Raw genomic sequence first — 24815 nt, forward strand, 5'->3', positions numbered from 1 at the left:
CTCAGCTGATGTCGTAGGTGGTGCGCCGGTTGAAGTAGCGGACCTGGAGCAGCGTGATGAGGAGGATCAGCGCGAACAGCAGCATCGCCATGGCGGAGGCGTAGCCGAAGTCGAACTGCTGGAAGGCGGTCTGGAAGATCCGGAAGTTCAGCACCTCGGTGCTGTCGCCGGGACCGCCCTCGGTCATCACGTAGAGCGTGTCGAAGACCTGGAAGGAGCCGATGACGTTGGTCACCAGCACGAAGAACATCGTGGGGTTGAGCAGCGGCAGCGTGATGTGCACGAACTGCCGCAGCGGCGAGGCCCCGTCGGTGGCCGCCGCGTCGTAGAGCTCGGCGGGGATGCCCTGGAGGCCGGCCAGGAAGAACAGCATGTTGTAGCCCGTGTACTGCCAGATCTGCACCGCGGCGACCGCCGGCAGCGCGAAGGTGGTGTCGTTGAGCCACGCGGGCCCGTCGATGCCGACCACGGAAAGGAACTTGTTGAGGGCGCCGTTGGCCGGGTCGAAGATCCAGCTCCACACCAGGCCCATGGCGATCGGGGTGGCCATCCAGGGCACCACGTACAGCGCCCGGAAGAACTTCACCCCGCGGACGCGCTGGTTGAGCAGCAGTGCCAGGACCACGGCGAGGATGGTCTGCACCGGGATGGTGAGCAGTACGTAGAACACCGTCACCAGCAGCGAGTGCCGTACACCCCCGTCGTGCACCAGCCTGCGGTAGTTGGCGAGTCCGGTGAAGGTCGGGGAGTCCAGCAGCTCCCAGTGGAAGAGGCTGACGCCCGCCACGATGGCGACCGGCAGCAGCAGGAAGGCGAAGACCCCGAACAGGCTCGGCAGCAGGAAGGCGTACGCCGTCAGGTTGCGTCTGTTCCTCACCGGGCCGGCTCCGCAGGTATCAGCGTCGGCGCCATGGCGGCCGGCCGCAGCAGTTCCCTGGTCGTCGCCAGGCCCCAGTCGTCCAGTGCGCCCAGCGGATCGCTGGCGCCGCGCAGGCCGCCGCTGCCGGCGACGAAGGCCGCCCACTGCTCGCGCTCCTCGACCCCCGGCCGCACGATGACGCAGTCCGGGTCGTTGACCCACCAGCGCGCGTGCAGGAACTCCCGCGCCTGGCTTGCCAGTCGGGCGCTGAGCTGGCCCGGCTGGCTGATGTCGCCCGACTTCGGCTGTACGTACGGCGCGACGTCGGGGCCGACTCGCATGATGTCCACATGGCCGATGCTCGGGATCAGTGGCGCTCCGCAGCCGTGCAGCGTCGCGTCGTCGCCCACCGCCTGCCGGATGAGCCGAAGGCCCAGCTGGTAGGCGTCCTCGGGGTGGATGTCGGCGTGCCGGCGACCCGGCAGCGCGCCCGCGTAGACGTAGTCGAGCTTGAAGTGCGTGAAGCCCTGCCAGCTCAACTCCTGGAAGACACCGGCCAGATACTCGGCGGCGTCCGGGTGGGTGACGTCGAGCACCCGCAGGTCCTGGTCCCACATGTGGCCCGCGTCCGCGCCGCCGACCAGCCAGTCCGGGTGCTCGCGGTGCAGCGTGCTCGCGGCGCCGACCAGGAAGGGCGCGACCCAGATCCCCGCCCGCTTGCCCGCGCCCCTGATCCGGTCGGCGGTGGCGGCCGTCGAGCCGAAGCCCGGGCGGTCCACCAGCCAGTCGCCGATCCCCGCCTCGTAACCGTCGTCCAGGAGGATGGTGTCGACGTCGAGGGCGTGCCGCCGGATCAGGGCGATCTCGGTGGCGATGTCGGATTCGGTGACCTTGTCCCAGTAGCCGTACCAGCTGCACCACAGCGGCGGCGCCGCCCTGATCGGCCGGGGCCCCCGCTCCGCGGCGACCGCGTCGGCCCAGCCGGCCAGCGCCGCCTCGATGCCGCCGTCGTACGGCGTCTCGGCGACCGGCCCGTTCGCCGAGACCACCAGCCGGCCGTCCTCGGCCCGCAGCCGCACCGACGGGATCCCGCCGGGCCCGGTCCCCGACCACAGCCGCACCGGTCCGCCGTCACCGGGGTCGACGGCCAGCATGCCCTCGCCCTGGTAACTGCCGTCCGGCACGGGGGTGTCCGGCCGGTAGCACAGGATCTGGTTGAGCGGCGTGGCCGGCCGTGGCGCGGGGTCGCCGATCCGGTAGGTGCCGGTCGGGCTCCAGGACTGCCAGCCCTGCTCGAAGACCCGTGCCCGGCGCGGGTCGCAGCTGATCTCACCGACCTCGTCGAACCGCATGGAAGCCTCCCCTTTTGCCGCATGCTCTGGACGCTAGTTATGAAAGAGTGGACCATTAGTAGCCCCTACTGCACGCCTTGGGCAATGAAACGTGCAGGATTTTACGAAGGAGACCTCTTTAAAGATGGCGACTCTGGCCTCGCTCGGCGGCGACCTGTCCCGGTTGCGCCACCTCAACTCCCTCGCTGTCATCAGGGCGTTGCGCGGTGCGAAGCCGCTGACGCTGACCGCGGTCGCCGAACAGACCGGCCTGTCACGGCCCTCCACCAAGGACGTCGTCGACCAACTGGTGGCGCTCGGGTGGGTGGTGGAGGTCCCGCCCTCGACGGGCGGCATCGGCCGCCCGGCCCGCCGCTACCGCTTCCGCGCCGACGGCGGGCACGTCGCCGGCGTCGACATCGGTGTGCACACGGTCCGGGCGGCCGTCGCCGACCTCGACGGCAACGTGCTGGCCGAGACCCGGCAGACCGTCGCCCCCGAGACACCCACCGCCGACCGGCTCGCCGCGACGTCCAGGGCCGTCGCCGGCTGCCTGGCCGCCGCCGGGCTCGGCCAGGGCGACCTGTGGAGCGTGTCGGCCGGCACCACCGGCGTGGTGGACCGGGAGGGCCGGGTGCAGATCTCGGCCGGCATCCACGGCTGGGCCGGCGTCGACCTGCCGGCCCGCCTCGCCGAACTGTTCTCCTGCACCGTCCACGTGGAGAACGACGCCCGGCTCGCCGCGCTCGCCGAGCGGGAGCGGGGCGCCGCCCAGGGCGTCAACGACGCCGTCTTCCTGCACGCCGGGCGGCGCACCGGCGCGGCGCTGATCATCGGCGGCGCCGTGCACCGCGGATTCGGCGGCGCGGCCGGCGAGGTCGGCCTGCACCCGGTCACGCACTGGGCCACCGCCGCCGACTACCTGCACGACTGCCCGGTCGTGCCGCCCGGCGTCTCCAAGGGCGAGGCCGCCCGTCACACCTTCGACGCCGCCCGCGAGGGCGACCCCGTCGCCGTCGCCGCCGTGGAGCGCTACGCCGACGACCTCGCCCTCGGCGCGTCGGCGATGGTGCTGACGCTCGACCCCGAACTCGTCGTCCTCGGCGGCGGCTTCTCCCGCGCCGCCGACGTCCTGCTGCCGCTGCTGCGGGCCCGGCTTGAGGAGGTGTGCCTGCGGATGCCGGAGCTGCGTGGTTCCACGCTCGGCGAGGAGTGCGTGGCGCTGGGGGCGGTCGGCCGGGCGGTGGCCCACCTGGACCAGGAGTTCTTCGGTACGGGCCCCGGCTCGATCGCCCCGCCGAGGTGACTTGCGGCCACGGTTAGGCGCCGCGGGCCAGGCGGGATCTGTCAGACACGGCTTACGGTCGGGCGGGCTCGATCCGGCCCGCGACCTCGCCGAGGCCGATCCGGACACCGGCCGGGCCAGGGGCGGTCGCTGCGATGACCACCTCGTCGCCGTCCGCCAGGAACGCCCGCCGGGTTCCGTCCGGCAGCTCCACCGGCCGCTCCCCGCCGCGGGTCAGCTCGATCAGGGCGCCGACACCGTCCGGCTCCGGGCCGCTGACCGTGCCGGAGGCGAAGAGGTCACCGGGGCGCAGGCTCGCCCCGTTCACCGTCAGATGCGCCAGCATCTGCGCGTACGTCCAGTACATCGCCGCGAAGGGCGGCCGGGAGAGCGTGTGCCCGTTGAGCCGCAGCTCCATGGCGATGTCCAGACCGCACGGCGGCCGCACATCGCTGTCGTCGAGATACGGCAGCAGCGGGGTGTCGCGCGCCGGCGGGGCCGTCCGCGCGTGGGACAGCGCGTCCAGCGGCACCACCCACGGCGAGACCGAGGTCGCGAAGGACTTGCCGAGGAAGGGCCCCAGCGGCACGTACTCCCAGGCCTGCACGTCGCGCGCCGACCAGTCGTTGAGCAGGCACACCCCGAAGACATGGTCGTCGGCCGCCGCCATCGCGACCCGCGAGCCGCGCTCCGAGGCACCGCCCACCACGAAGCCCAGCTCCGCCTCGACGTCCAGCCGCAGCGAAGGCCCGTACGACGGGGCCGCCTCGCCCGCCGCCTTGCGCTGCCCGCACGGCCGCACCACCGGGGACCCCGACACCACGACGGTGCCGGCCCGGCCGTGGTAGCCGATCGGCAGATGCTTCCAGTTCGGCGTCAGCGGCTCGGCGCCGGGCCGGAAGATCCGGCCGACGTTCGCCGCGTGGTGCTCGGAGGCGTAGAAGTCGACGTAGTCGGCCACCTCGAACGGCAGCTCCAGCGCGACCTCCGCCAGCGGCACCAGCAGCGGTCCCACCGCGGCCCGGTGCTCCTCCGCGGTCATCCATTCGGTGAGCGCCGCCCGCACCCGGGTCCACGCCGGCCGCCCCGCCGCCAGCAGCGGGTTGAGCAGCGGCGCGGCCAGCAGCTCCACGACCTCCGCGGGCGCCCCGACCGCCCACGCTGCCGCCCCCGCGTCCAGCACCCGGTCGCCGAAGCGGACCCCGATACGCGGCCGCGGCTGCGCGGCGGTGCGGAAGACCCCGTACGGCAGGTTGTGCACCCCGAACGGATCGTCGTCCGGCACGGCGAACGGGCTCTCGGCGCTCAACGGACCTCCAGGGCTCGGCGGCGGAAACGCCCCGAGACTACCGGCCGGCCGCCGGCCGCCGGGTTTGGAGCTGCCCGCAGGTCAAACGTAAAGTTCGGCCCGAGGCCCGGGAGCGTACCCGGGCGGCCCCGGGGACCCGCGCGGACCCGGGCGGACAGGGAGAGCAGCGGCGGGATGACGGCGACAGTGCAGGACTTTCACGACCTCGGACCCGAGGAGGACGAGCCCGGCATCGACCCGGCACGCCTCGAGGTCTGCCTGGCCGTGCTCGCCGAGCTCGACGAGCTGCCCGTCGACCACCCCGACGCCATCGCGGTGCGCCGCGCGACGGCCGGCGTCTACCGGATGGTCAAGCAGCGCCGCCGCCAGGAACGCAGGGCCGCCAAGACCGCCAACGACAAGGCCGTCACCGAGGCCACCGCCACCGGCGCCGCCGACCGCATCGACGACGAGACGCTCGGCGTCCAGCTCACCGCCTCGGTCAGCACCGAGATCGCCGGCATCCTGGAACGCCCCCGGTCCTGCTACGTCTGCAAGACCCGCTACGTCGAGGTCGACGCCTTCTACCACCAGCTGTGCCAGGACTGCGCGCGCGAGAACCGGGCCCGCCGCGACGCCCGCACCGACCTCACCGGGCGGCGCGCCCTGCTCACCGGCGGCCGCGCCAAGATCGGCATGTACATCGCGCTGCGGCTGCTGCGGGACGGCGCGCACACCACCATCACCACCCGCTTCCCCAACGACGCGGTCCGCCGCTTCAAGGCGATGCCGGACAGCGACCGGTGGATACACCGGCTCAAGGTCGTCGGCATCGACCTGCGCGACCCCGCCCAGGTGGTGGCGCTGGCCGACTCCGTCGCCGCGGACGGCCCGCTGGACATCCTGATCAACAACGCCGCCCAGACCGTACGCCGCTCCCCGGGCGCCTACCGCGAACTGGTCGCCGCCGAGGCCGCGCCGCTGCCGGCCGGCGAGCTGCCCGCCACCGAGGTCTTCGGCGCCTTCGGCAGCGGCGCCCAGACCGCCGCCGCACTGCCCGCGCCCCGCGGCGAGAGCCTCACCGCGCAGGACGTCACCGGCCTCGCGCTGGTCAGCGGGTCCGCCTCGCTCGCCAGGATCGAGGCGGGCACCGCCATCGACGCGGGCGGGCTGGTGCCCGACCTGGACCCGTCCAACACCTGGGTGCAGACGGTCGGCGAGGTCGACCCGGTGGAGCTGCTCGAAGTCCAGCTGTGCAATGTGACGGCGCCCTTCGTGCTGGTCAGCCGGCTGCGGCCGGCGATGGCCGCGGCGGCGGCCCGGCGCAAGTACGTGGTCAACGTCTCCGCAATGGAGGGCCAGTTCTCGCGCGGCTACAAGGGCGCCGGGCACCCCCACACCAACATGGCCAAGGCCGCGCTCAACATGCTGACCCGCACCAGTGCGCAGGAGATGCTGGACACCGACGGCATCCTGATGACCGCGGTCGACACGGGCTGGATCACCGACGAGCGCCCCCACCCCGACAAGGTCCGGCTCGCCGCTGAGGGCTTCCACGCGCCACTCGATCTCGTCGACGGGGCGGCACGGGTCTACGACCCGATCGTGCGCGGCGAACAGGGCGAGGACCTCTTCGGCTGCTTCCTGAAGGACTACGCCCCCGCCGCCTGGTAACCCGCCACCGCCCGCGGGCGCGTCCTGGGGGTGCTTGCCACTTGCGGTGGCGTTCGCATGCTGCGGTGCGTCTGCGCTGAGCGCGCAGTTCCCCGCGCCCTTGGGTGAGTGCCCCTTGCGGTGGGCTTTCGCCTGCGCGCGCGTCGTGGCTCCCCGCGCCCTTGGGGTGTTGCCCTCTGCCGAGAGGGCGAGCGCTTTCAGGGGCGCGGGGAACTGCGCGACGAGCCACGATGGTGGGAGAGCAGCGGCGCCACCGCACGTGGCAACCACCCAGGGGCGCGGGGAACTGCGCGCCCAGCCGGGACGGCGGGGAAGCAGCGGCGCCACCGCACGTGGCAATCACCCCCCGGGGCGCCGGGAAAACTCGATGGCCCGACGAGCTCGCCGCAGGGGAAGATGACCGGGTGAGCGATGAGGTGGTCACCCCGGGTCAGGCGCCACGCGCCGTGGGCGTGCGGGCGCCGTGGGAAGCCGTGCCCGCCGGGCTACGGGCGGCCGTCGAGGGCCACCTCGACGCCAGGATCGTCGCCGCCGAGACGCAGCTCGGCGGCTTCTCCCCGGGCGTCGCCGCCCGCCTCCGCCTCGCCGGCGGACGCCGCGCCTTCGTCAAGGCGGTCAGCGCGGCCCAGAACCCCGACAGCCCCCGCATCCACCGCAGCGAGGCCCGCGTCGCCCGCGCCCTCCCCTCTCAGGTGCCGGCGCCACGCCTGCTCGCCGACTTCGACCGGGACGGCTGGGTGGTGCTGCTCTTCGAGGACATCGAGGGCCGCACCCCGGCGCAGCCCTGGCGGCCCGCCGAGCTCGCCCGCGTGATGTCCGTGGTCGGCGACCTGGCCGCCGTCCTCACCCCAAGCCCGGTCGACGTGCCGCCCGTCACCGAGAGCCATGCCGGCTCCTTCCACAACTGGCGCGACATCGCCGCCGCGCACGCGGCCGGCACCGACGATCTGGCGGGGCTCGACCCCTGGGCGGTAGGCCACCTGGGCGCGCTCGCGGAGCTGGAGGCGGGCTGGGCGGCGGGCGCGGCGGGGGACACCCTCGCGCACGGCGACCTGCGCGCCGACAACCTGCTGCTCACCCCGGACGGCCGGGTGGTCGTCGTCGACTGGCCCTGGGCGTCCCGGGCCGCGCGCTGGTTCGACCTGCTGCTGATGCTGCCCAGCGTCCGCATGCAGGGCGGCCCGCCCCCGCAGCAGCTCTTCGACGCCCACGAGGTCGCCGCCGGCGCCGACCCCGACGCCGTGACGGCGGTGCTTGCGGCCTTCGCGGGCTATCTCCTCGGCAGCGCGCGCCTGCCGGCCCCGCCCGGCCTGCCCACCCTGCGCCCCTTCCAGGCGGCCCAGGGCGTGGCCGCCCTGGAGTGGCTGCGCAGCCGTACCGGGGGCTGACCGCGCGGGCGCGGGGGAGTGTCGGCGCCGGGGCACGCCCCCGGCGCCGGTACGCTCGCCGCGTGCCCAGGTTCGTGATCGAGCGCCGCACCGCGCTGCCGCCGGCCGAGGCCTGGCGGCGGCTGACCACGTGGGAGGCCCACAGTGCCACCGTGCCGCTGACCCGGATCGATGTCCTCACCCCGCCCCCGTCCGGCGCCGGCACGGTCTTCGTCGCCCGCACCGGCCTCGGCCGCGTCTCGTTCAGCGACCCGATGCGGGTCGCCGCGTGGCAGCCGCCGACCGCGCGCGGCGGCACCGGCCGCTGCCGCCTGGTGAAGACCGGGCGGATCGTCACCGGCTGGGCCGAGATCGCGGTGGGCCCGGACGGCGCGGGCTCGTACGTCCGCTGGGAGGAGGACCTGCGCGTACGCCTGGTGCCCCGGGTCTTCGACGGCCTCACCCGGCTCGCGGGGCAGCGGGTGTTCGGCCGGGTCGTGGAGACCCTGCTGGCCGGCTGAACGACGCGCCGCGGGCGGCACCGATGAGTTCCGCGCCGACCGCCGGTCCTACCTGGGCGAGACACTCACCACGAGCAGAGGCGGAAAGCATGCCGAGCAAGATGTTCGTCAACCTCCCGGTGAAGGACCTGCCCGCGTCCAAGGCCTTCTTCGAGGCGACCGGCTTCGGCTTCGACCCGGACTACACCGACGACAAGGCGGCCTGCATGGTCGTCGGCGAGAGCAACTTCGTCATGCTGCTCGACGAGGCCTACTTCGCCACCTTCTCCGGCCGGGCGCTCACCGACACCGCCGCCTCCACCGGGGTGATCATCGCGGTGTCGCAGGACACGGCGGAGGCGGTGGACCGGATGGGCGCCGCCGCGGTGGCCGCGGGCGGCATGGCGGCGAAGGCCACGGAGGAGGCGTCGCCGATGCACACCCGCGCCTTCCACGACCTGGACGGCCATCTCTGGGAGATCTTCCACGTCCCGCCGGCGGCGGCCTGACTCAGCGCGCGGGCGGCGGCGCGCAACTGTCGCGTACGACCAGCTCGCTGGCGACCTCCACCCGGGTGCTGGCCGGCTGCCCGCCGCCGAGCAGCCGCAGCACCATCCCGGCGGCCAGCGCGGCCATCTCCGCGAGCGGGGTGCGTACGGTGGTCAGCCGCGGGGTCACCCACTCGGCGAAGGTCAGGTCGTCGAAGCCGACGACGCTCACGTCCGCGGGCACCCGCAGCCCCAGCGTGGCCGCGGCACGGTAGGTGCTCAGCGCCTGCTGGTCGCTGCCCGCGAAGATCGCGGTCGGCCGGTCGGGCAGCCGCAGCAGGTCGAGGGCGTGGTGGTAGGCGGGCTCGTTCGTGAAGTCGCCGTAGCGGACCAGCGCCGGGTCGTACGGCAGGCCCGCCTCCTCCAGCGCGGAACGGTAGCCGTCCACCCGGGCGCGGGAGGCCAGCCGGTGCGGCGGGCCGCCGATCACGGCGATCCTGCGGTGGCCGAGCCGTACGAGGTGCCGGGTGGCGGCGAGGCCGCCCGGCCAGTTCGTGGCGCCCACCCACGGCACGCCGGGCGGCGGTTCGTCGGCCGGGGCGATCACGGCGAAGGGGATGCCGAGGGCGCGCAGCTCCCGGTGCTGATCCTGGTCCAGCTCCGGGACCACCAGGATCGCGCCGAGCGTACGGCGGGCGGCGAGCGAGTCCAGCCAGCGCCTGGCCGGGCCCTCGCGGCCGTGGGCCGCCGAGACGACCAGGCCCATGCCGACCGCGTCCAGCGCTTCCTCGGCGCCGCGGATCAGTTCGACGGCCCACGAGCCGTCCAGCTCGTTGACCACGAAGTCGATCAGGCCGCCGGGAGCCAGGGCGGTGGCGGCGGGGCCGCTCCTGGCGGCCGGGTAGCCGTGCTGGGCCAGCAGCCGCTGGACCCTCGCCCGGGTGCGGGCGGCCACGTCCGAGCGGTTGTGCAGCACCTTCGAGACGGTGGAGACCGAGACTCCGGCCTCCGCGGCGATCACCGCCAGCGTCTTCCCGCCCGGCCTTTCCCCTGTGCCGCCCACGGCACCCCCCTCTCTCCCCGCCACCTCGTCGGCGCCCCGCGAACGTATCCCCCCGCGCCCCCAGCGCGCCTCTGGGGGTTCCCCCGGTGAGTGCCACTTGCGGTGGTGTCGCGCCTTTCCCGCCGCCGTGGCTGAGCGCGCAGTTCCCCGCGCCCCTGAGAGGTTGCCACTTGCGGTGGCGTTCGCAGTTCCGGTGCGCGGTGGCTTGTCGCGCAGTTCCCCGCGCCCCTGAAAAACGCTCACCCTCCGCGCAGAGGGCACCCCCAGGGGCGCGGGGAACTGCGCGACAAGGCAGGACGCGCCTGCACGCGTAGGGCCACCGCAAGTGGCACTCACCCCGGGGCGCGGCAGCGCATGGGCCCGACACAGTCGGAAATGGTTGACGATGAGTCATATGACTGCTTATCGTCAAGCGCGCCTACCCCCAGAGGAGCCCGCATGCCGCACGGCCCGTCCCGTCGCTCGCTGCTCGCCGCCGGAGGCCTCGGCGTCCTGGCCGGGATGGAGGGGTTCGGCTCCGCCCGCGCGGCGGTCGCGCTGACGTACGCCTCGCCCCGCCTGACGCCCTACGTCGACGAACTGCCCGTGCCGCCGGTGCTGACGGGCGACCGTACGATCGCGATGGGCGCGGCCACCCACCGGTTCCACCGGGATCTGGGGGTCGCGAGGACCTGGTCGTACGGCGGGCAGCCGTATCTGGGGCCGACCGTCGAGGCGCAGCGCGACGAACCGGTGGCGCTGACGTTCCGCAACACCTTCGACGCCGGGCACCTGTTCGCCGCCGACATCGATCCGACGCTGGAGGGCGCCTCGGAGCTGGACCGGGGGCAGCCGCGCACGTCGGTGCACCTGCACGGCGCGGTCACCCCGCCGGAGGCGGACGGGCACCCCGAGCACAGCTTCCGGCCCGGCGGCAGCATGACGTACCGCCATCCCAACGGGCAGGACGCCGCCCACCTCTGGTACCACGACCACGCGATGGGCATCACCCGGCTCAACGCGGTCGCCGGCCTGGCCGGCATGTACCTGCTGCGCGACGCGTACGACACCGGCACCGCGGGCAACGCGCTCGGCCTGCCCAGCGGTGAGTTCGAGGTGCCGCTGACGCTCGCGGACCGCCGCTTCCAGGCCGACGGGTCGCTGAACTTCCGCACCACCCGCAAGGTGCCGCAGGGGCACTGGGAGGGCGGCACCTTCGGCGACCTGATGACGGTCAACGGGGTGGTGGCGCCGTATCTGCAGGTGGCCCGCGGCTTCTACCGCTTCCGGGTGCTCAACGCATCCAACGCCCGCGGCTACCGGCTGTTCTTCAGCAACCAGATGCCCTTCTGGGTGGTCGGCAACGACGCGGGGCTGCTGGACGCGCCGGCCCGCACCGCGGCCGTACGCCTCGCGCCCGGCGAACGCCTCGACCTCGTCGTGGACTTCGGCGCGCTGGCCGCGGGCGACCAGGTGGACCTGACCAACGACCAGCAGGAGTCACCGGTGGTGGTGGCGGCCACCGGCGTGGTGCCGCCCGCCGAGATCATCCGCTTCGTGGGCACCGGCGTACGCGGCTTCGCCACACCGCCGCCCGCCACGCTGCGCGGCGGCGTGGGCCGCCCCGCGCTGCTGCCCGCGCCGCCCGCCGCCGGCACCGTCCCGCGCCGGACCGTCACCCTCACACCGGCCATGGCCGCCGGGTGGCCGCTCGCCGGGATGATGATGAACAACCTGCGCTACGACGACGGGCCGATGCTCACCCCCCGGCAGGGCACCGCCGAGGTGTGGGAGTTCGTCAACGCCTCCTCCGAGGCGCACCCCATGCACCTGCACCTGGTGCACATGCGGATCGTCGACCGGCAGCGCTTCGACGTGGCGGCCTACGCCAAGGCCAATCCGCGCCCGGCGCCCGGTACCGCCTGGTCGCCGTCCGTCGACCCTTACCTGCTCGGGACCGCGCAGGTGCCCGCGGCGTGGGAGGCGGGCGCCAAGGACACGGTCGGCTGCCCGCCCGGCATGGTGACCCGGGTGCTGGTCCGCTTCCCCGCGGCGGCCGAACTGGGCTTCGACCCCGACGCGTCCTTCATGGCCATGGGCGGCATGCGGCTGCAGGGCTACGTCTGGCACTGCCACATCCTCGACCACGAGGACGACTGCATGATGGCCCGCTACCGCATCCCCGGCTGAGCCGATTGCCGGGGCCCCGCCCCGGTCGCATGCTGGAGGCATGGCCTTCGACGAGACGGTGCGGATGCGGGGCTGGGGGGTCGGTTCGCCGGCGCCGGCCGCCGAGGAGCCGCTGGTGCGCGTCGAGCGGGAGATCCGCGCCCCCGGCCCCGGTGAACTGCTCGTCGAGGTGGAGGCGTGCGGGGTGTGCCGCACCGACCTGCACCTGGCCGAGGGCGACCTCTCCCCGCACCACCCGGCCACCGTGCCCGGCCACGAGATCGTCGGCCGGGTGGTGGCCGCGGGCGAGGAGGCCACCCGCTTCACGCCCGGCGACCGGGTCGGCGGCGCCTGGCTGCGCGGCACCTGCGGGGTCTGCCGCTACTGCCGGCTCGGCCGGGAGAACCTGTGCCCGTTCTCCGCCTACACCGGCTGGGACGCGGACGGCGGCTTCGCCGACCGCACCCTGCTGCCCGCCGACTACGCCTACCCGCTGCCGCCCGACGCCGACCCGGCGCAGCTGGCACCGCTGCTCTGCGCGGGCATCATCGGCCATCGGGCCCTGCGCCGCAGCGAACTCCCGCCGCGCGGCCGGCTCGGCATCTACGGCTTCGGCGCCTCCGCGCACCTGACCGCGCAGGTCGCGGTGGCCGACGGTGCCACCGTGCACGTCCTGACCCGCTCGTCGGCCGCCCGCGAGCTCGCCCTGTCGCTGGGCGCGTCCTCCGCCCGCGACGCCTCGGAGGGACCGCCTGAGCCTCTCGACGCGGCCGTCCTCTTCGCCCCGGTCGGCGCGCTGGTCCCGGTCGCCCTCTCCGCCCTGGACCGCGGCGGCACGCTGGCGGTGGCCGGCATCCACCTCACAGACGTCCCGTCGCTGAACTACGAGCGCCACCTCTTCCAGGAGCGCGACCTCCGCAGCGTCACCTCGAACACCCGCCGCGACGGTGCGGACTTCCTCGCGACGGCGGCCCGCATCGGCCTGCGCGCCACGGTGACGCGCTACCCCCTCGACGCGGCCCCCCGCGCCCTCGCCGACCTCGCCGCGGACCGCGTCAACGGCGCGGCGGTGCTGGTGCCGTGAGGCCAGGGCGTTCGTGCCCCCGGCCTCACCGCGGCGGCGGGCGACGGCGCCGTCAGAGTGCGGCGACCCTCGTACGTGAGGGCATGCACTGATCGGGCCGGTAGACCACGGCGACCGAGCGCGTGGATTCCGCGTATATGCCAGGACCGGCGATTTCCGGCGGCGCGGGCTTTTCTGCCACCGGACGGTAAGCGGTGGCGGTGAAGACCTCGGCAGGTGCCGGCACGGGTGGTGCTGCAGGAAGCACGGATGTTCCTTTACGCGACGATGGTGGATGAAATGCGGCCGCCCGATGATCACACCACGCGTCTCAGGAACACCGCAAATATCGGTAGTACGTCAGTAGTACCGTCGCAGTGCGGTTGGCCTGCGGATTCATGAGCCCTGCAATTGCGCCAGCCTGTCCCGTGTGCGATCGGATTCCCACTTGTTCGATTTTGCGTGAATGGAATATGCCGACCGCAAATGGGAAGCGGCCTCGGCGCGGTCGCCGACCGCCATGTACAGCTCCGCCAGCGCGGAATGTGTGCGTGCTTCCTCCTCCTCGGCGCCGATCCGGCGCGCGATGAGCAGTGCGGCCGACAGCTGCTCCCCGCATGCCTGGCTGCGTCCCGCCCGCAGATCCGCCAGGCCCACGCCGCGCAGGGCCTGGATCTCCTCCTGGGTGGCCCCGATGTTCCGCGCCAGTGCGAGCGCCGCCGCGTGATGGGCGGCCGACTCGGCGTGCTGCCCCGCGCCGAGCAGTGCCGTGCCTATCGCGTTGAGGGTGACGACCTCGTTCCTTTTGTCGCCGATATTGCGAAATACCGCCAACGCCTCGCGGTGCATTTCCAGCGCGGCGGGCAGTTCGTCGGGAATGGGCATCGTGTTGGCCAGATTGAGCCGGGCAACGGCTGTTTCCGCGCGGCTGCCCACCCGCGAGACGATGTCCAGGGAGCGCCGGAAGGCGGTACGCGCCAGTTCCGTCTCCCCCAGGTGCAGATGGAAGTCGCCGAGGTTGTTGAGCGCCTGCGCCTCGCCTCGCGGATCCCTGGTGCGGACGAAGCCGGCCAGCGCCTGGCGGAAGCACTCCGCCGCCGGAGCGTGCTCGCCCAGGTGCAGCAGGGTGATGCCCAGGTTGTTGCGGCACCTGGCGACATGCCACGGATCGCCCAAGCGCTCGCGCAGGCGCAGCGCCGCGCTCAGCAGGGTCCTGGACTCCTTCAGCCGGCCGAGGTTCCAGTCCAGCAGCCCCAGCTCCCGCAGGGACTCCGCCTCGGTCGCCGTGTCGCCGACGTCGACGGCCACCTCCCGCGCGCGGCGGGCCGTCCGCCCCGCCGCGTCGTAGCGGCCCGTCTGGGACTGGGCCGCGGCCAGCGCCAGCAGGGCGTGGGCCTCGGGGGCGCGCTCGCCCGCCGACCGCCACCAGCCGGCCGCGTGTGTGTGCATCCGCTCCGCCTCCGCCCACAGGCCCTCGGAGTCGAGGAGGCCCGCCGCCACGTGGGCCAGGCGCGCGGCCTGCAAGGCGTCGCCGCGGCCGCGGAAGTGCAGCTCGGCGGCCACCAGGGCGTCGGTCTCCTCCCGCAGCCAGGCCCTGGCGTCGGAACTGCCGGTCCAGGCCGGCAGCGCGAAGGGGGAGCCGCCGGTGCCGAGGTCGAGACGGGGGCGCCGGTCGAAGAGCACGCGGTCGGCGGCGGCCACCGCGTGCAGGTGGAAGGAGGCCAGCCGGCCGAGCGCGGTGTCGCGTTCCGCGGCCGGTTCCCGGTCCACCAGCGAGCGCGCGTACGCGGCCAGCAGATCGTGCAGCTCGTACCGTTCGGGCGCGGGCTCGCGGACCAGGTGGGCGTCGAGCAGGTCCTCCAGGACGCGCTCGGTGTCCGGCAGCGGCAGCCCGACCAGGGCGGCGGTGGCCTGCGGGCAGAAGGTCGGGCCGAAATGCAGGCTGAGCAGGCGGAAGACCCGCTGGTGCGTCGGCGGCAGCGTCTCGTACGACATCGCGAAGGCGGTGGCGATCTCGTGCCGGCCGTCGCGGATCTCGGCGAGCGGGCCGGGCCCGTCAGAGAGCCGGCCGACCAGGTGCGCGGCGGTCCAGCTGGGGCGCGACCTGAGGCGGGCCGCGATCAACTCCACCGCGAGCGGGAGGTATCCGCACAGCCGGGCGAGCTCGGCCACGTCGGCCGGGTCGTGCCGCCTGCCGTCCTCGGCGAGCGTGCTGAACAGCTTCTCGGCGTCGGCCGGCGAGAGCACGTCGAGCACCACATGGCGGACGCCTGGCAGCCCGGTCAGGCGCCGGCGGCTCGTGACGATGACGAGCGAGGCGGAGTCGCCGGGGAGCAGCGGCCTGATCTGCTCCGGTCCCGCCGCGTCGTCCAGCACCACGATGGCCCGCCGGCTGCTGAGCACGGTTCGCCACAAGGTGGTGAGCTCGTCCTGGTGGCGCGGTACGCCGGTGGCGGGAACGCCGAAGTGCCGCAGCAGCGTGGCCAGCGCCGCCTGCGGGGACATCGGCGTGCGTCCGGAGTGCGCCTGGAGGTTGAGATAGATCTGGCCCGCCGGATAGTGCCGGGCCAGCCTGCGTGCGGTGTGCAGGGCGAGCTGGGTCTTGCCCACCCCCACCATCCCGGTGACGGTCTGGAACGCGACCACCCCCGGTGCCGCCGCGCGCAGCGCCCGCAACTCCTCCGCACGCCCGATCAGCACCCCGCTGTGCGCGGGGAGGTTGTACGGCGCCGGCGGGGCGGGGCCGGGGGAGCGGCGGCCCGGCAACTCACCGGCGGGCGCGCGGTCCAGGATGCCGCGGTGGACGCGGACCAGCGCCTCGCCCGGCTCCGCGCCCTCCTCGCGCAGCCGCCGGCGCAGCGCGTCGTAGGCCCGCAGCGCGTCCGACTGCCGGCCGCAGCCGTAGGCCGCGGTCATGAACAGCGCCGCGACCGTCTCGTCCAGCGGGTGCTGCTCGATCAGCGGCGTCAGATCGTCGAGGGCGCGGGCGAACCGGCCGGCGCGTACCTCGATCTCGGCGCGCAGCACCCTCGCGCCGGTACGCAGCTCGGTGAGCCGCCGCCTGACCTGTTCGGTCCACAGGCCGGTGAAGCCGGTCAACGGCGTACCGCGCCACAGGGATTCGGCCTGCCGCAGCAGCGCCAGCGCCTCGGTGTCGTCGCCGCTGGCGGCCAGCGAGCGGGCCTGGGCGGTGAGCCGCTCGAAGCGGTGCTGGTCGACCGCGTCCGGCTCGATGTCCAGCCGGTAGGCGTGGGACTGCTGTGCCACCCGGTCATGGCCGAGCTTGTGGCGGATCCGGGTCGCGTAGGTGTGTAGCGAGGCACCCGGTTTGGCGGGCGGCGAGTCGTCCCAGAGCCGGCCGGCCAGGGTGTCGAGCGGGACCGAGCGCCCGGCGTCGACGGCGAGGGCGGCCAGCAGGTGCGACGCCTTGGCGGCGCCGTACATCTCCCGCTGCCCGCCGACCCATAACTCCACCGGGCCCAGGACCAGGATGTCGACCTCCACCAGCACGCTCCTCACGCCGGCACACCCCGCGGCTCCAGGGTGACATGCCGTCAACATCCGGCAACAGGGTCACCCGAAAGTGAGAAATTATTGGCTGAAACGTTTCTTACTTTGCCAATACCGGTCTTTCATGGTCGAGAAAGGCCTGTCCGGCCCACCGCCGGCACCGCCGGTCGCCTTGGATGGGCGCAGGGGCCGGCACGGCGGCGGGGACACCGGGGGAGGACATACGTGGACCAGCAGCCGGGCCCGGACCCCGGTGACGACCCCGGAGGAGCGGCGCCGGCCGGCGGCGACCGCACGGACAACACCGTCGCGGGGGACGCGCGGATCACCGGGCCGGTGGTCCAGGCCCGCCACGTCAGCGGCGGCATCCATGTGCACGAGCACCGCCACGAAGCCGCCGGCCCGGCTCCCCGGCAGCCGGTGCCCCGGCAACTGATCCCGGCCGCCGCCCACTTCACCGACCGCACCGCTGACGTCGCCGCCCTCGACGCGCTGCGGACCGCGGGCGGGGAGAGCGCCCCGCTGGTCGTCGTCACCGGCGCCGCCGGGGTCGGCAAGACCGCGCTCGTCGCGGTCTGGCTGCACCGGCTGGCCGCCGCCTACCCCGACGGCCAGCTCTACGCCGACCTGCGCGGGCACACCGGTGACGAGCCCGTGCCGCCGGCCGCGGTGCTCGGGCGGTTCCTGCGCGGCCTCGGCGTGGACCGGGCCCCCGCGGAGCCGGCGGAACTGGCCGCCCTGTGGCGTACCGTCACCGCGGACCTGCGGATCGTCCTCTTCCTCGACAACGCGTTCAGCGCCGCCCAGGTCCGCCCGCTGCTGCCGGCGGCGCCCGGCGCCCTGGTCGCGGTGACCAGCAGGCGCCGGCTGCCCGGGCTCGGGGTGGACGGCGCGGGCTTCCACCACCTCGACGCGCTCGGCCCCGCCGCCAGCGTCGAGCTGCTCAGCCGCCGCCTCGGCGCCGAGCGCGTCGCCAGGGAGCGGCAGGCCGCCGACGGTCTCGCCCGGCTGTGCGGCGGGCTGCCGCTGGCGGTGTGCGTGGCAGCCGCGCGGATGGCCGCCCGGCCGCGCCAGCCGCTGGCCGCCCTCGTCGCCGCGATGAGCCGGGACAGCGGCCGGCTGGCGGGCCTGGCGCTCGGCGGCGACCGGGCGGTCCAGACCGCGCTCGACGGGGCGTACGGCGTGCTGCCGCCGGAGGTCGCGCGCGGCTACCGCCTGCTGGGGCTGCTGCCGGTCGGCGAATTCGGCGCCGGCGCCGCGGCGGCGGCCTGCGGGCTTCCAGCGGACCTGGCAGCGGAACTGCTGGACGAGCTGGTCGACGTCAGCCTGCTCGAAGAACTCGGCCCCGACCGCTTCCGCTTCCACGACCTGATCGGGCTGCACGCCGCCCAGCGGGCCGCCGCCGAGGAGACCCCCGGCGCCTGCGACGCCGCCCTGCGCGGGGCACTCGACTGGTATCTGTGGACCGCGACCGAGGCCCGCACCCTGCTGTCCCCCTTCCACCGCCGGCTGCGCCGGGACCACCTGCGCCGCCCCGAGGAGGCGCCGCCCTTCGACGGGCCGACCGCCGCGCTGGCCTGGCTGGACGTCGAGCGACTGCACCTGATGGCGGCGGTGCGGAAGGCGGCCGAGCGCGGCTGGGACGACCTGGCGTGGCAGCTCGTGGACAGCATGCAGCCGCTGTGGGTCCGGCTGCGCCCCGCCGACCTGTGGGTGGAGGCGCACCGGCTCGCCCTGCCCGCCGCCACCCGTGCCGGGCGGGACACCGCGGCCCTGCGGATGCTCACCACCGGGGCCGCGGGCCTGTGCGAGGCGGGACGTTACGACGAGGCCGCCGAGTGGTTCGGCCGCGCGCTGCGACAGGCCGAGGACACCGGCGACCGGCGGGCCGAGGCCCAGGCGCTGCACGGCCTCGGCCAGGCGCACCAGCTCGCCGGCCGCCAGGACCGCGCCGCCGCCTTCTTCCGGCGGGCGCTCGACCTGCGCGAGGCCATCGGCCACACCCGGGGCGCGGCGCTGTCCCGGCTGTGCCTGGGCGACCTCGCGCTGGCCGCGGGCGCGCCGCGGGAGGCCGTCGGGCTGCTCACCCGCGCCCGCGCCGACCTGCTCGCCGTACCCGACCCCTACGACGCGGCCCGGGCGCTCGCCTTCCTCGGCATGGCCCGTGCCGCCCTCGGCGAAGCCGCCGACGCCGCGCTCGGCGAGCGGGAACTGCACCAGGCCCTGGACGAGTTCGCGGCCTGCGGCTCGGTCCACTGGCAGGGCCGCGTCCTGGAGATGCTCGGCATGGCGGCGGCCGACCGGGGAGAGCGGCAGCGGGCCAGGGACTGGTTCGAGCGCTCCCTGGCCCGCTACACCCCGGTCAGCCCGCGGGACGCCCGCCGCCTGGCGGGCCGGCTGCGGGATCACGGACCGTCCTGACCGCCGGGGCCCGCCGCCGGGCCGGCTCGCGGCGGCCGGCGACCAGCCGGGCGTGCAGCAGCGACGCCAGCAGCGCGTGCGTGCGGCGGCCCAGCACCCTGGTACGGACCCGCACGACGCGGACCTCCGCGGCGCCGCGACGTGCGGCGGGGTGACGGACGAGCGTCGTGCAGCGGCCGCGGCCGTCCCGGAGCGAGACCAGCAGGCACCCGGGGTGGCGCCGCATCAGCGCGGCCGCGTCCCGCGCGTCGCCCGTGCCGTACAGCACGTCGGCGCAGGCGCGCCGGGCCTCGGAGCCGACGCGGTCCACGTCGACCCGTACGTGGTCGGGCAGCAGCCGGCCGCTCACAGCGCCACCTCGCCTGCGGACAGCGCCACCGGTTCCGTGGCCGGCGGATAGGCGGGCTGGCCCAGGCCGAGCTGCCGGTAGATCAGGGCGCGCATGTTGCGGTTGAAGCGACCCGGCTCGGACGAGATCCGCCGGGCGATCCGCTGGAAGTCCCGCCGCGGGTATTCGGCCGCGGCGTAGGCCAGCTGGTCGGCCAGCGGGCGGGTCGGGCTCAGCGCCGGGGCGGTCAGCGCCATGGCGACCCCGGGCGAGGCCGGGTTGGCGTCCTGGTAGGGGTAGCGGGCGAGCAGGATGGGCGCGCCGGTCATCGTCGCGTACAGCGTCACCGAGCCGTAGTCGCCGACGACATGGTCGGCGGCGACCAGCAGCGCCCGCCAGTCGGCGTCCGGCGAGACGACCGTCACCCCGGCCCTGCGGCAGTCCGCGAGCCAGGCCCTGACCTGGTAACGCCCGTGCATCGACAACACGTTGGGATGCACCAGCAGCGCCTTACGGAAGCGGTCCGCGGGCAGCTCCGCCAACCGCGGCAGCAGCGACTCCAGGTGGTTGAACAGCGAGCGGCGGCCCCAGGTCGAGGTCGCGAGCACCAGTTGCTGGCCGGGCGCCACGCCGATCGCCGCGCGGTACTCCGCCCGGAAGGGCAGGCTCGCCGCGATCCGGTCGTACGTCGGGTCGCCGACGACCTCCGCGACCGGCAGCGCCTCCGGGCACCAGCGCCGCAGCGCCCGCAGATCGTCCCGGTGCGGCAGGGCGACCGCCCGCGGCACGACGGCGCCCTCCCAGGTGAGGTGGCCGCGCCCGGTGATGCCGCCCGGCTCGCGTACCGCGGGCCCGCCGCGGCACGGCCGGCCGGACGGCACCCGGGCCAGCGACATGTGGCCGCCGCCGTGCGAGATCCGCACCAGCGGGGCACGGACCTTCTCCATGCCCTGCGACCCGGCGGCGATCGCCAGGTCGAAGTCGGTGCGCACCGCTTCGGCCCACGGCAGCACGTCGGCCCCGAGCCGCGCCAGGAAGCGGGCGGCGCCGTTGTTGAAGGCGTGCGGCGCGACGGTGAAGACCACCTCGACCCGCAGATCGGACTCCAGCAGGGCCAGCAGGTCCTGCAGCCGGCGCCCGTAGACCTCGGTGTGCACCAGCACCAGGACCGTCTTGCGCCCGGCCAGCGTGCGCCACTGGCCGGCGTCCCCTCCTTGTGTCGTCCGATGGTCGACGATTTCCATGACGGACACGACATCCCCCGTTGGTCGGTGAAGCCCCTCGCGGGGCCGGTGGAAACCTCCTGGTGGACGGGATGTCCCGGCGGATCGCCGGAAGCCTTGACGGGGCCTTGCAGAAAGCTTGCGCACCGGGAGCGCACCGTTTCCGGCAGGCGGGCAGGCAGCAGGCGGGACGGGGGCTGCGGGGAGCGCGGATCCGGCCGGCGCCGGGCCCGCGACGGCAGCCGGCACACGCCAGTGGCCCCCGGCCGGAGCCGGGGGCCACTGGTGATTTCTGTGCGAACCGTTCCTGCGAACGACACCGCCGTGTCCGAGGGGGGACTTGAACCCCCACGCCCGATAAAGGGCACTAGCACCTCAAGCTAGCGCGTCTGCCATTCCGCCACCCGGACGGGTGTGACGACACGGCCTCACGGCCGTGGCGACGGGGTAAACCATAGCAAAGATCGGGGGGCGCCGATCACCGCGAGCGGGGGGCGCGGACGAGGCCGGCCTTGGGGGGCGCGGGGGGCGCGGGGCAGGATGGGGGAGGCATCCGGCGCGTGCTGCGGGCGGGTGGGCGACGAGGAGGAGAGACAGCGTGAGCGAGTCCAGGCCTGGCAGTGCGGACGGCGGCGGGATCACCGGCGAGGACGAGGTCGTCGGCTTGTGCAGCGACCTGATCAGGATCGACACCAGCAACTACGGGGACCACTCGGGACCTGGCGAGCGGGCGGCGGCCGAATACCTGGCGCAGAAGCTGGCCGAGGTGGGTCTGGAGCCGCAGATCTTCGAGTCGCACCCGCGCCGCGCCTCCGTGGTGGCCAGGGTCGAGGGCGCCGACCGCTCGCGGCCCGGGCTGCTGATCCACGGCCACACCGACGTCGTCCCGGCCAACGCCGACGACTGGACCGTGCACCCCTTCTCCGGCGAGGTCGTCGACGGGTGCGTGTGGGGCCGGGGCGCGGTCGACATGAAGGACATGGACGCGATGACGCTGGCGGTGATCCGCGACCGGCTGCGCAGCGGGCGCAAGCCGCCGCGGGACCTCGTGCTCGCCTTCCTCGCCGACGAGGAGGCGGGCGGCACCTTCGGCGCCAAGCACCTGGTCACCGGGCACCCGGACCTCTTCGAGGGCGTGACCGAGGCGATCGGCGAGGTCGGCGGCTTCTCCTTCACCGTCAACGACGATCTGCGGCTCTACCTGATCGAGACCGCCGAGAAGGGCATGCACTGGATGCGGCTCACCGTGGACGGCACGGCCGGCCACGGGTCGATGACCAACAAGGACAACGCGATCACCGAGCTGTGCGAGGCGGTCGGCCGGCTCGGCCGGCACGAGTTCCCGGTCCGCGTCACCAAGTCGGTCCGCGGCTTCCTCGACGAGCTCTCCGACGCGCTGGGCACCGAACTCGACCCGGAGGACATGGAGTCGACGCTCGCCAAGCTCGGCGGCATCGCCAAGATGATCGGCGCCACGCTCCGCAACTCCGCAGCGCCGACCATGCTCGGCGCCGGCTACAAGGTCAACGTCATCCCCGGGCAGGCCACCGCCCACGTCGACGGCCGCTTCCTGCCCGGCTACGAGGAGGAGTTCCTGGCCGACCTCGACCGCGTCCTGGGTCCGCGCGTCAAGCGGGAGTCGCTGCACTCCGACAAGGCCGTCGAGACCGACTTCGACGGCGCCCTGGTGGACGCGATGCAGACCGCGCTGGTCGCGGAGGACCCGGGCGCGCGGGCGGTGCCGTACATGCTCTCCGGCGGCACCGACGCCAAGTCCTTCGACGACCTGGGCATCCGCTGCTTCGGCTTCGCGCCGCTGCGGCTGCCGCCTGAGCTGGACTTCGCCGGGATGTTCCACGGCGTGGACGAGCGGGTGCCGGTGGACGGGCTGCGCTTCGGCGTCCGCGTGCTCGACCGCTTCATCGAACACAGCTGACCGGTCGGGCGTGTGTACCCGTACCGGTGGTTTCCTTCGCCGGTACGGGTGAAAGGCCCGATGCTTTCGTAGCTCTATTCCTCAGGGGGTCGTTACGACGGTGTGGTCCGCAAGGGCTGGGGCCGCACTTGTCCATGAGGAGGAATGAGAATGATCAAGAAGGTCGTCGCCGCTGCGGTCGCCACCGGCGGTCTCGTACTCGCGGGTGCGGGTATGGCTGCCGCCGACTCCGGCGCCCAGGGCGCCGCGGTGCAGTCCCCGGGCGTGCTGTCGGGCAACGTCGTCCAGGTCCCTGTGCACGTCCCGGTGAACGTCTGCGGAAACACGGTCAACGTGATCGGGCTGCTCAACCCTGCCTTCGGCAACACCTGCGTCAACGCCTGACGCCGCCGCGGCCGCGCCGGCGGCGCGGCCGCCGCCGGACCGGCCCCGGACGCACCCACCTGCGTTCCGGGGCCGCTCGACATTTCCAGGTATCCCTGAACGCAGGGGAAGGTTAGGGGAAGCAATGCGACAGGTCGCAACCAAGGGCCTGCTCACCGCGGTCGCCACCGGCGGGGTGATCGCCGCCACCGGCGGTCTGGCCTACGCCGACGCGGGCGCGTTCGGTGCCGCCGCCGATTCGCCCGGTGTGCTCTCGGGCAACGCGGTCCAGGTCCCGGTGCATGTGCCGGTCAACGCATGCGGCAACACGGTCAACGTGGTGGGTCTGCTGAACCCGGTGTTCGGCAACCACTGCGCCAACGTCTCCGCCCACCCGGGCGGCGGCGGCTCCACCGCGATCGGCGGCGCCCACGGCTCGCCGGGCGTGGGCTCAGGAAACGCCGTCCAGGCGCCGGTCGACGTCCCGGTCAACCTGTGCGGCAACAGCGTGTCGGTGATCGGAGCGCTGAACCCGGCGTTCGGGAACAGCTGCGCGAACGTCAACACCCCGCCCGTCAATCCGGGCACGCCCCGCCATCCGGGTCACCCCGGGCACCCGGGTCACCCCGGCACGCCCGGTACTCCGGGTACGCCAGGCACCCCCGGCACCCCGGGCACCCCCGGCACCCCGGGCAACCCCGGCACCCCGGGCAACCCCGGCACTCCCGGGACCCCGGGCAACCCCGGCACTCCCGGGACCCCGGGCAACCCCGGCACTCCTGGCACCCCGGGCACCCCCGGGACGCCCGGCACCCCCGGTAACCCGGGCACGCCCGTGACCCCGGTCACCCCGGGCACCCCCGGGTCGAACAGCACCACCCCGTCGGCGCCCCGCGCCGGCAGCGACACCCTCGCGCACACCGGCGCCGACGGCATGGCGCTCACCGCCTTCGCCGCCGGTGCGCTGCTGCTCGGCGGCGCCCTGCTCTACCGCCGCGGCCAGTCCGCCCGGCGCTGAGCCGTACCGCCCACCGGCCGGCCCGCGTCCGGGCCGGCCGGTGCGGGCCACCTCACCAGGTGGCCCGCACCTGGCGGATGATCCGGCGCCGCAGGCGCACGCGTCTGCTCCCGTCGGCATACAGGCGGAGCCGGTCGACCTCCCAGTGTCCGTACTCCGCCTCGTCGGTCAGCAACCGTGTCGCGTCCTTGCGGGAGACCCCACGCGGCACGTAGATCTCTCTGAATTCGTATTCCGGCATCGCATCTATTGTGCAAGCAACGCCCCGGTGCGGATAGCGTCTGCCTCATGTCTGATGACGTGCAGCCCACGGCGGCCGAGGTCCGTGCCGCAGTCGAGGCGGTCAAGGCCGCGCTCGACCGGCATCTCGACGCGATCGAGAAGCGCAGCGGCGAGGACGACCCCGCCGTTCACGAGGCGTTCGAGGCGCTGGCCTCGGCTGCCGAGTCGTATGACGAGTTGCTGTACGACGCCTACGACGAGGTGACCCCGCTCGAGGTGCCCACCGGCGGCTCGCTGCCGGAGTACGAGGGTCCCGAGGAGCCGGAGGCGATCAGCGTGCTGATCCGCCGCGACTACACGATCGTGGCACCCGACCGGCTCTTCTCGCAGGCCAGGCATGCCAGCGAGGACACCGACGGATCGGCGACCGCGAGCGTCAACGCGGCGCTCGGGGTGATCTTCGGCGAGTACGAACCCGATGAGATCGCCCAGCGGCACAAGGACTTCGGCTTCGAGGAGGGCGACTCCACGCTGTGGGTCTCCGCGGTGGAGACCCCCGAACCCGGGGAGTGGCTGGAGACGCCCTTCGACCAGGCCGATCCGCACCTGGTGGTGTGCCGCTTCGACGTCAGCGCGGTCTTCGACGACGAGCTCGGCGTCCTCGACCCCGACTGAGCCCGAGCCCGGCCCCGGGGGGACCTGCCCCCGGGGACCTCGCGGCCCGGCTC

20 protein-coding genes and 1 tRNA gene are annotated in these 24815 nt (G+C 74.2%); 12 read left to right on the plus strand and 9 right to left on the minus strand.

The window, feature by feature from the left end:
* Position 1: 1 nt before the first annotated feature.
* Positions 2-877, minus strand: coding sequence for a carbohydrate ABC transporter permease (locus OG702_RS29045; protein WP_327291898.1), 876 nt, complete (start codon positions 875-877; stop codon positions 2-4).
* Complete coding sequence (locus tag OG702_RS29050; protein ID WP_327291899.1) at positions 874-2211, minus strand: glycoside hydrolase family 36 protein; 1338 nt, start codon at positions 2209-2211, stop codon at positions 874-876. The genes OG702_RS29045 and OG702_RS29050 overlap by 4 nt, the downstream gene beginning before the upstream one ends.
* 124 nt (positions 2212-2335) lie before the next feature.
* On the opposite strand from OG702_RS29050, the gene OG702_RS29055 reads away from it, so the two are divergent.
* Complete coding sequence (locus OG702_RS29055) at positions 2336-3496, plus strand: ROK family transcriptional regulator (protein ID WP_327291900.1); 1161 nt, start codon at positions 2336-2338, stop codon at positions 3494-3496.
* A gap of 52 nt (positions 3497-3548) precedes the next feature.
* Here the strand turns inward: OG702_RS29055 and fahA are convergent, their stop codons facing one another.
* Positions 3549-4784 (minus strand): fumarylacetoacetase, encoded by a 1236-nt coding sequence (gene fahA, locus OG702_RS29060; protein ID WP_327291901.1) that lies wholly within the window; start codon positions 4782-4784, stop codon positions 3549-3551.
* Positions 4785-4958: 174 nt separating this feature from the next.
* On the opposite strand from fahA, the gene OG702_RS29065 reads away from it, so the two are divergent.
* From OG702_RS29065 to OG702_RS29080, 4 genes are all read left to right on the plus strand, one after another.
* Positions 4959-6437, plus strand: coding sequence for an SDR family NAD(P)-dependent oxidoreductase (locus OG702_RS29065; RefSeq protein ID WP_327291902.1), 1479 nt, complete (start codon positions 4959-4961; stop codon positions 6435-6437).
* Between the two features lie 404 nt (positions 6438-6841).
* Positions 6842-7825 carry a phosphotransferase family protein gene (locus OG702_RS29070; protein WP_327291903.1) on the plus strand — a complete coding sequence of 328 codons (984 nt, stop codon included), beginning with the start codon at positions 6842-6844 and terminating at the stop codon, positions 7823-7825.
* Between the two features lie 62 nt (positions 7826-7887).
* Positions 7888-8325 (plus strand): SRPBCC family protein, encoded by a 438-nt coding sequence (locus OG702_RS29075; protein WP_327291904.1) that lies wholly within the window; start codon positions 7888-7890, stop codon positions 8323-8325.
* Between the two features lie 89 nt (positions 8326-8414).
* Positions 8415-8813 carry a VOC family protein gene (locus tag OG702_RS29080; protein ID WP_327291905.1) on the plus strand — a complete coding sequence of 133 codons (399 nt, stop codon included), beginning with the start codon at positions 8415-8417 and terminating at the stop codon, positions 8811-8813.
* Between the two features lies 1 nt (position 8814).
* Here OG702_RS29080 and OG702_RS29085 read toward each other — a convergent pair whose 3' ends face one another.
* Positions 8815-9855 carry a LacI family DNA-binding transcriptional regulator gene (locus OG702_RS29085; protein ID WP_327291906.1) on the minus strand — a complete coding sequence of 347 codons (1041 nt, stop codon included), beginning with the start codon at positions 9853-9855 and terminating at the stop codon, positions 8815-8817.
* A gap of 438 nt (positions 9856-10293) precedes the next feature.
* On the opposite strand from OG702_RS29085, the gene OG702_RS29090 reads away from it, so the two are divergent.
* Together OG702_RS29090 and OG702_RS29095 are read left to right on the plus strand one after the other, a co-directional pair.
* The gene (locus OG702_RS29090) at positions 10294-12024 is read left to right on the plus strand and encodes a multicopper oxidase family protein (RefSeq protein WP_327291907.1); all 1731 of its coding nucleotides are present in this window, start codon (positions 10294-10296) and stop codon (positions 12022-12024) included.
* A gap of 64 nt (positions 12025-12088) precedes the next feature.
* Positions 12089-13087 (plus strand): zinc-dependent alcohol dehydrogenase family protein, encoded by a 999-nt coding sequence (locus OG702_RS29095; protein WP_327293420.1) that lies wholly within the window; start codon positions 12089-12091, stop codon positions 13085-13087.
* Between the two features lie 375 nt (positions 13088-13462).
* Here OG702_RS29095 and OG702_RS29100 read toward each other — a convergent pair whose 3' ends face one another.
* A complete protein-coding gene (locus OG702_RS29100) occupies positions 13463-16570 on the minus strand; it encodes an AfsR/SARP family transcriptional regulator (protein ID WP_327291908.1) in 3108 nt (1035 codons plus the stop codon).
* Between the two features lie 231 nt (positions 16571-16801).
* Between OG702_RS29100 and OG702_RS29105 the strand changes: the two genes are divergently transcribed.
* Complete coding sequence (locus OG702_RS29105; protein ID WP_327291909.1) at positions 16802-18997, plus strand: ATP-binding protein; 2196 nt, start codon at positions 16802-16804, stop codon at positions 18995-18997.
* On the opposite strand, the gene OG702_RS29110 is transcribed toward OG702_RS29105, so the two are convergent.
* The 3 genes from OG702_RS29110 to OG702_RS29120 form a co-directional block, all read right to left on the minus strand.
* Positions 18939-19346, minus strand: coding sequence for a hypothetical protein (locus tag OG702_RS29110; protein WP_327291910.1), 408 nt, complete (start codon positions 19344-19346; stop codon positions 18939-18941). The two genes, OG702_RS29105 and OG702_RS29110, sit on opposite strands and share 59 nt — an antisense overlap.
* Entirely contained in the window at positions 19343-20569 is a 1227-nt protein-coding gene (locus OG702_RS29115) for a hypothetical protein (RefSeq protein WP_327293421.1), read from the minus strand. The genes OG702_RS29110 and OG702_RS29115 overlap by 4 nt, the downstream gene beginning before the upstream one ends.
* 304 nt (positions 20570-20873) lie before the next feature.
* Positions 20874-20958 (minus strand) — tRNA-Leu (locus tag OG702_RS29120).
* 188 nt (positions 20959-21146) lie between these two features.
* Here OG702_RS29120 and OG702_RS29125 point away from each other — a divergent pair.
* The 3 genes from OG702_RS29125 (at position 21147) to OG702_RS29135 (ending at position 23865) form a co-directional block, all read left to right on the plus strand.
* Entirely contained in the window at positions 21147-22484 is a 1338-nt protein-coding gene (locus tag OG702_RS29125; RefSeq protein ID WP_327291911.1) for a M20/M25/M40 family metallo-hydrolase, read from the plus strand.
* Positions 22485-22634: 150 nt separating this feature from the next.
* Positions 22635-22868: a chaplin ChpH gene (gene chpH / locus OG702_RS29130; RefSeq protein ID WP_327291912.1), complete on the plus strand. Its 234-nt coding sequence runs from the start codon at positions 22635-22637 to the stop codon at positions 22866-22868.
* 124 nt (positions 22869-22992) lie between these two features.
* Positions 22993-23865 carry a chaplin gene (locus tag OG702_RS29135; RefSeq protein ID WP_327291913.1) on the plus strand — a complete coding sequence of 291 codons (873 nt, stop codon included), beginning with the start codon at positions 22993-22995 and terminating at the stop codon, positions 23863-23865.
* Between the two features lie 52 nt (positions 23866-23917).
* Here OG702_RS29135 and OG702_RS29140 read toward each other — a convergent pair whose 3' ends face one another.
* Positions 23918-24106: a DUF5703 family protein gene (locus OG702_RS29140; protein WP_327291914.1), complete on the minus strand. Its 189-nt coding sequence runs from the start codon at positions 24104-24106 to the stop codon at positions 23918-23920.
* 47 nt (positions 24107-24153) lie between these two features.
* On the opposite strand from OG702_RS29140, the gene OG702_RS29145 reads away from it, so the two are divergent.
* On the plus strand, positions 24154-24762 hold the full coding sequence (locus OG702_RS29145; protein WP_327291915.1) for a hypothetical protein: 609 nt from the start codon (positions 24154-24156) through the stop codon (positions 24760-24762).
* The last annotated feature ends 53 nt before the right edge of the window (positions 24763-24815 follow it).

This window comes from Streptomyces sp. NBC_01198 (assembly GCF_036010485.1).
Taxonomy (GTDB): domain Bacteria; phylum Actinomycetota; class Actinomycetes; order Streptomycetales; family Streptomycetaceae; genus Actinacidiphila.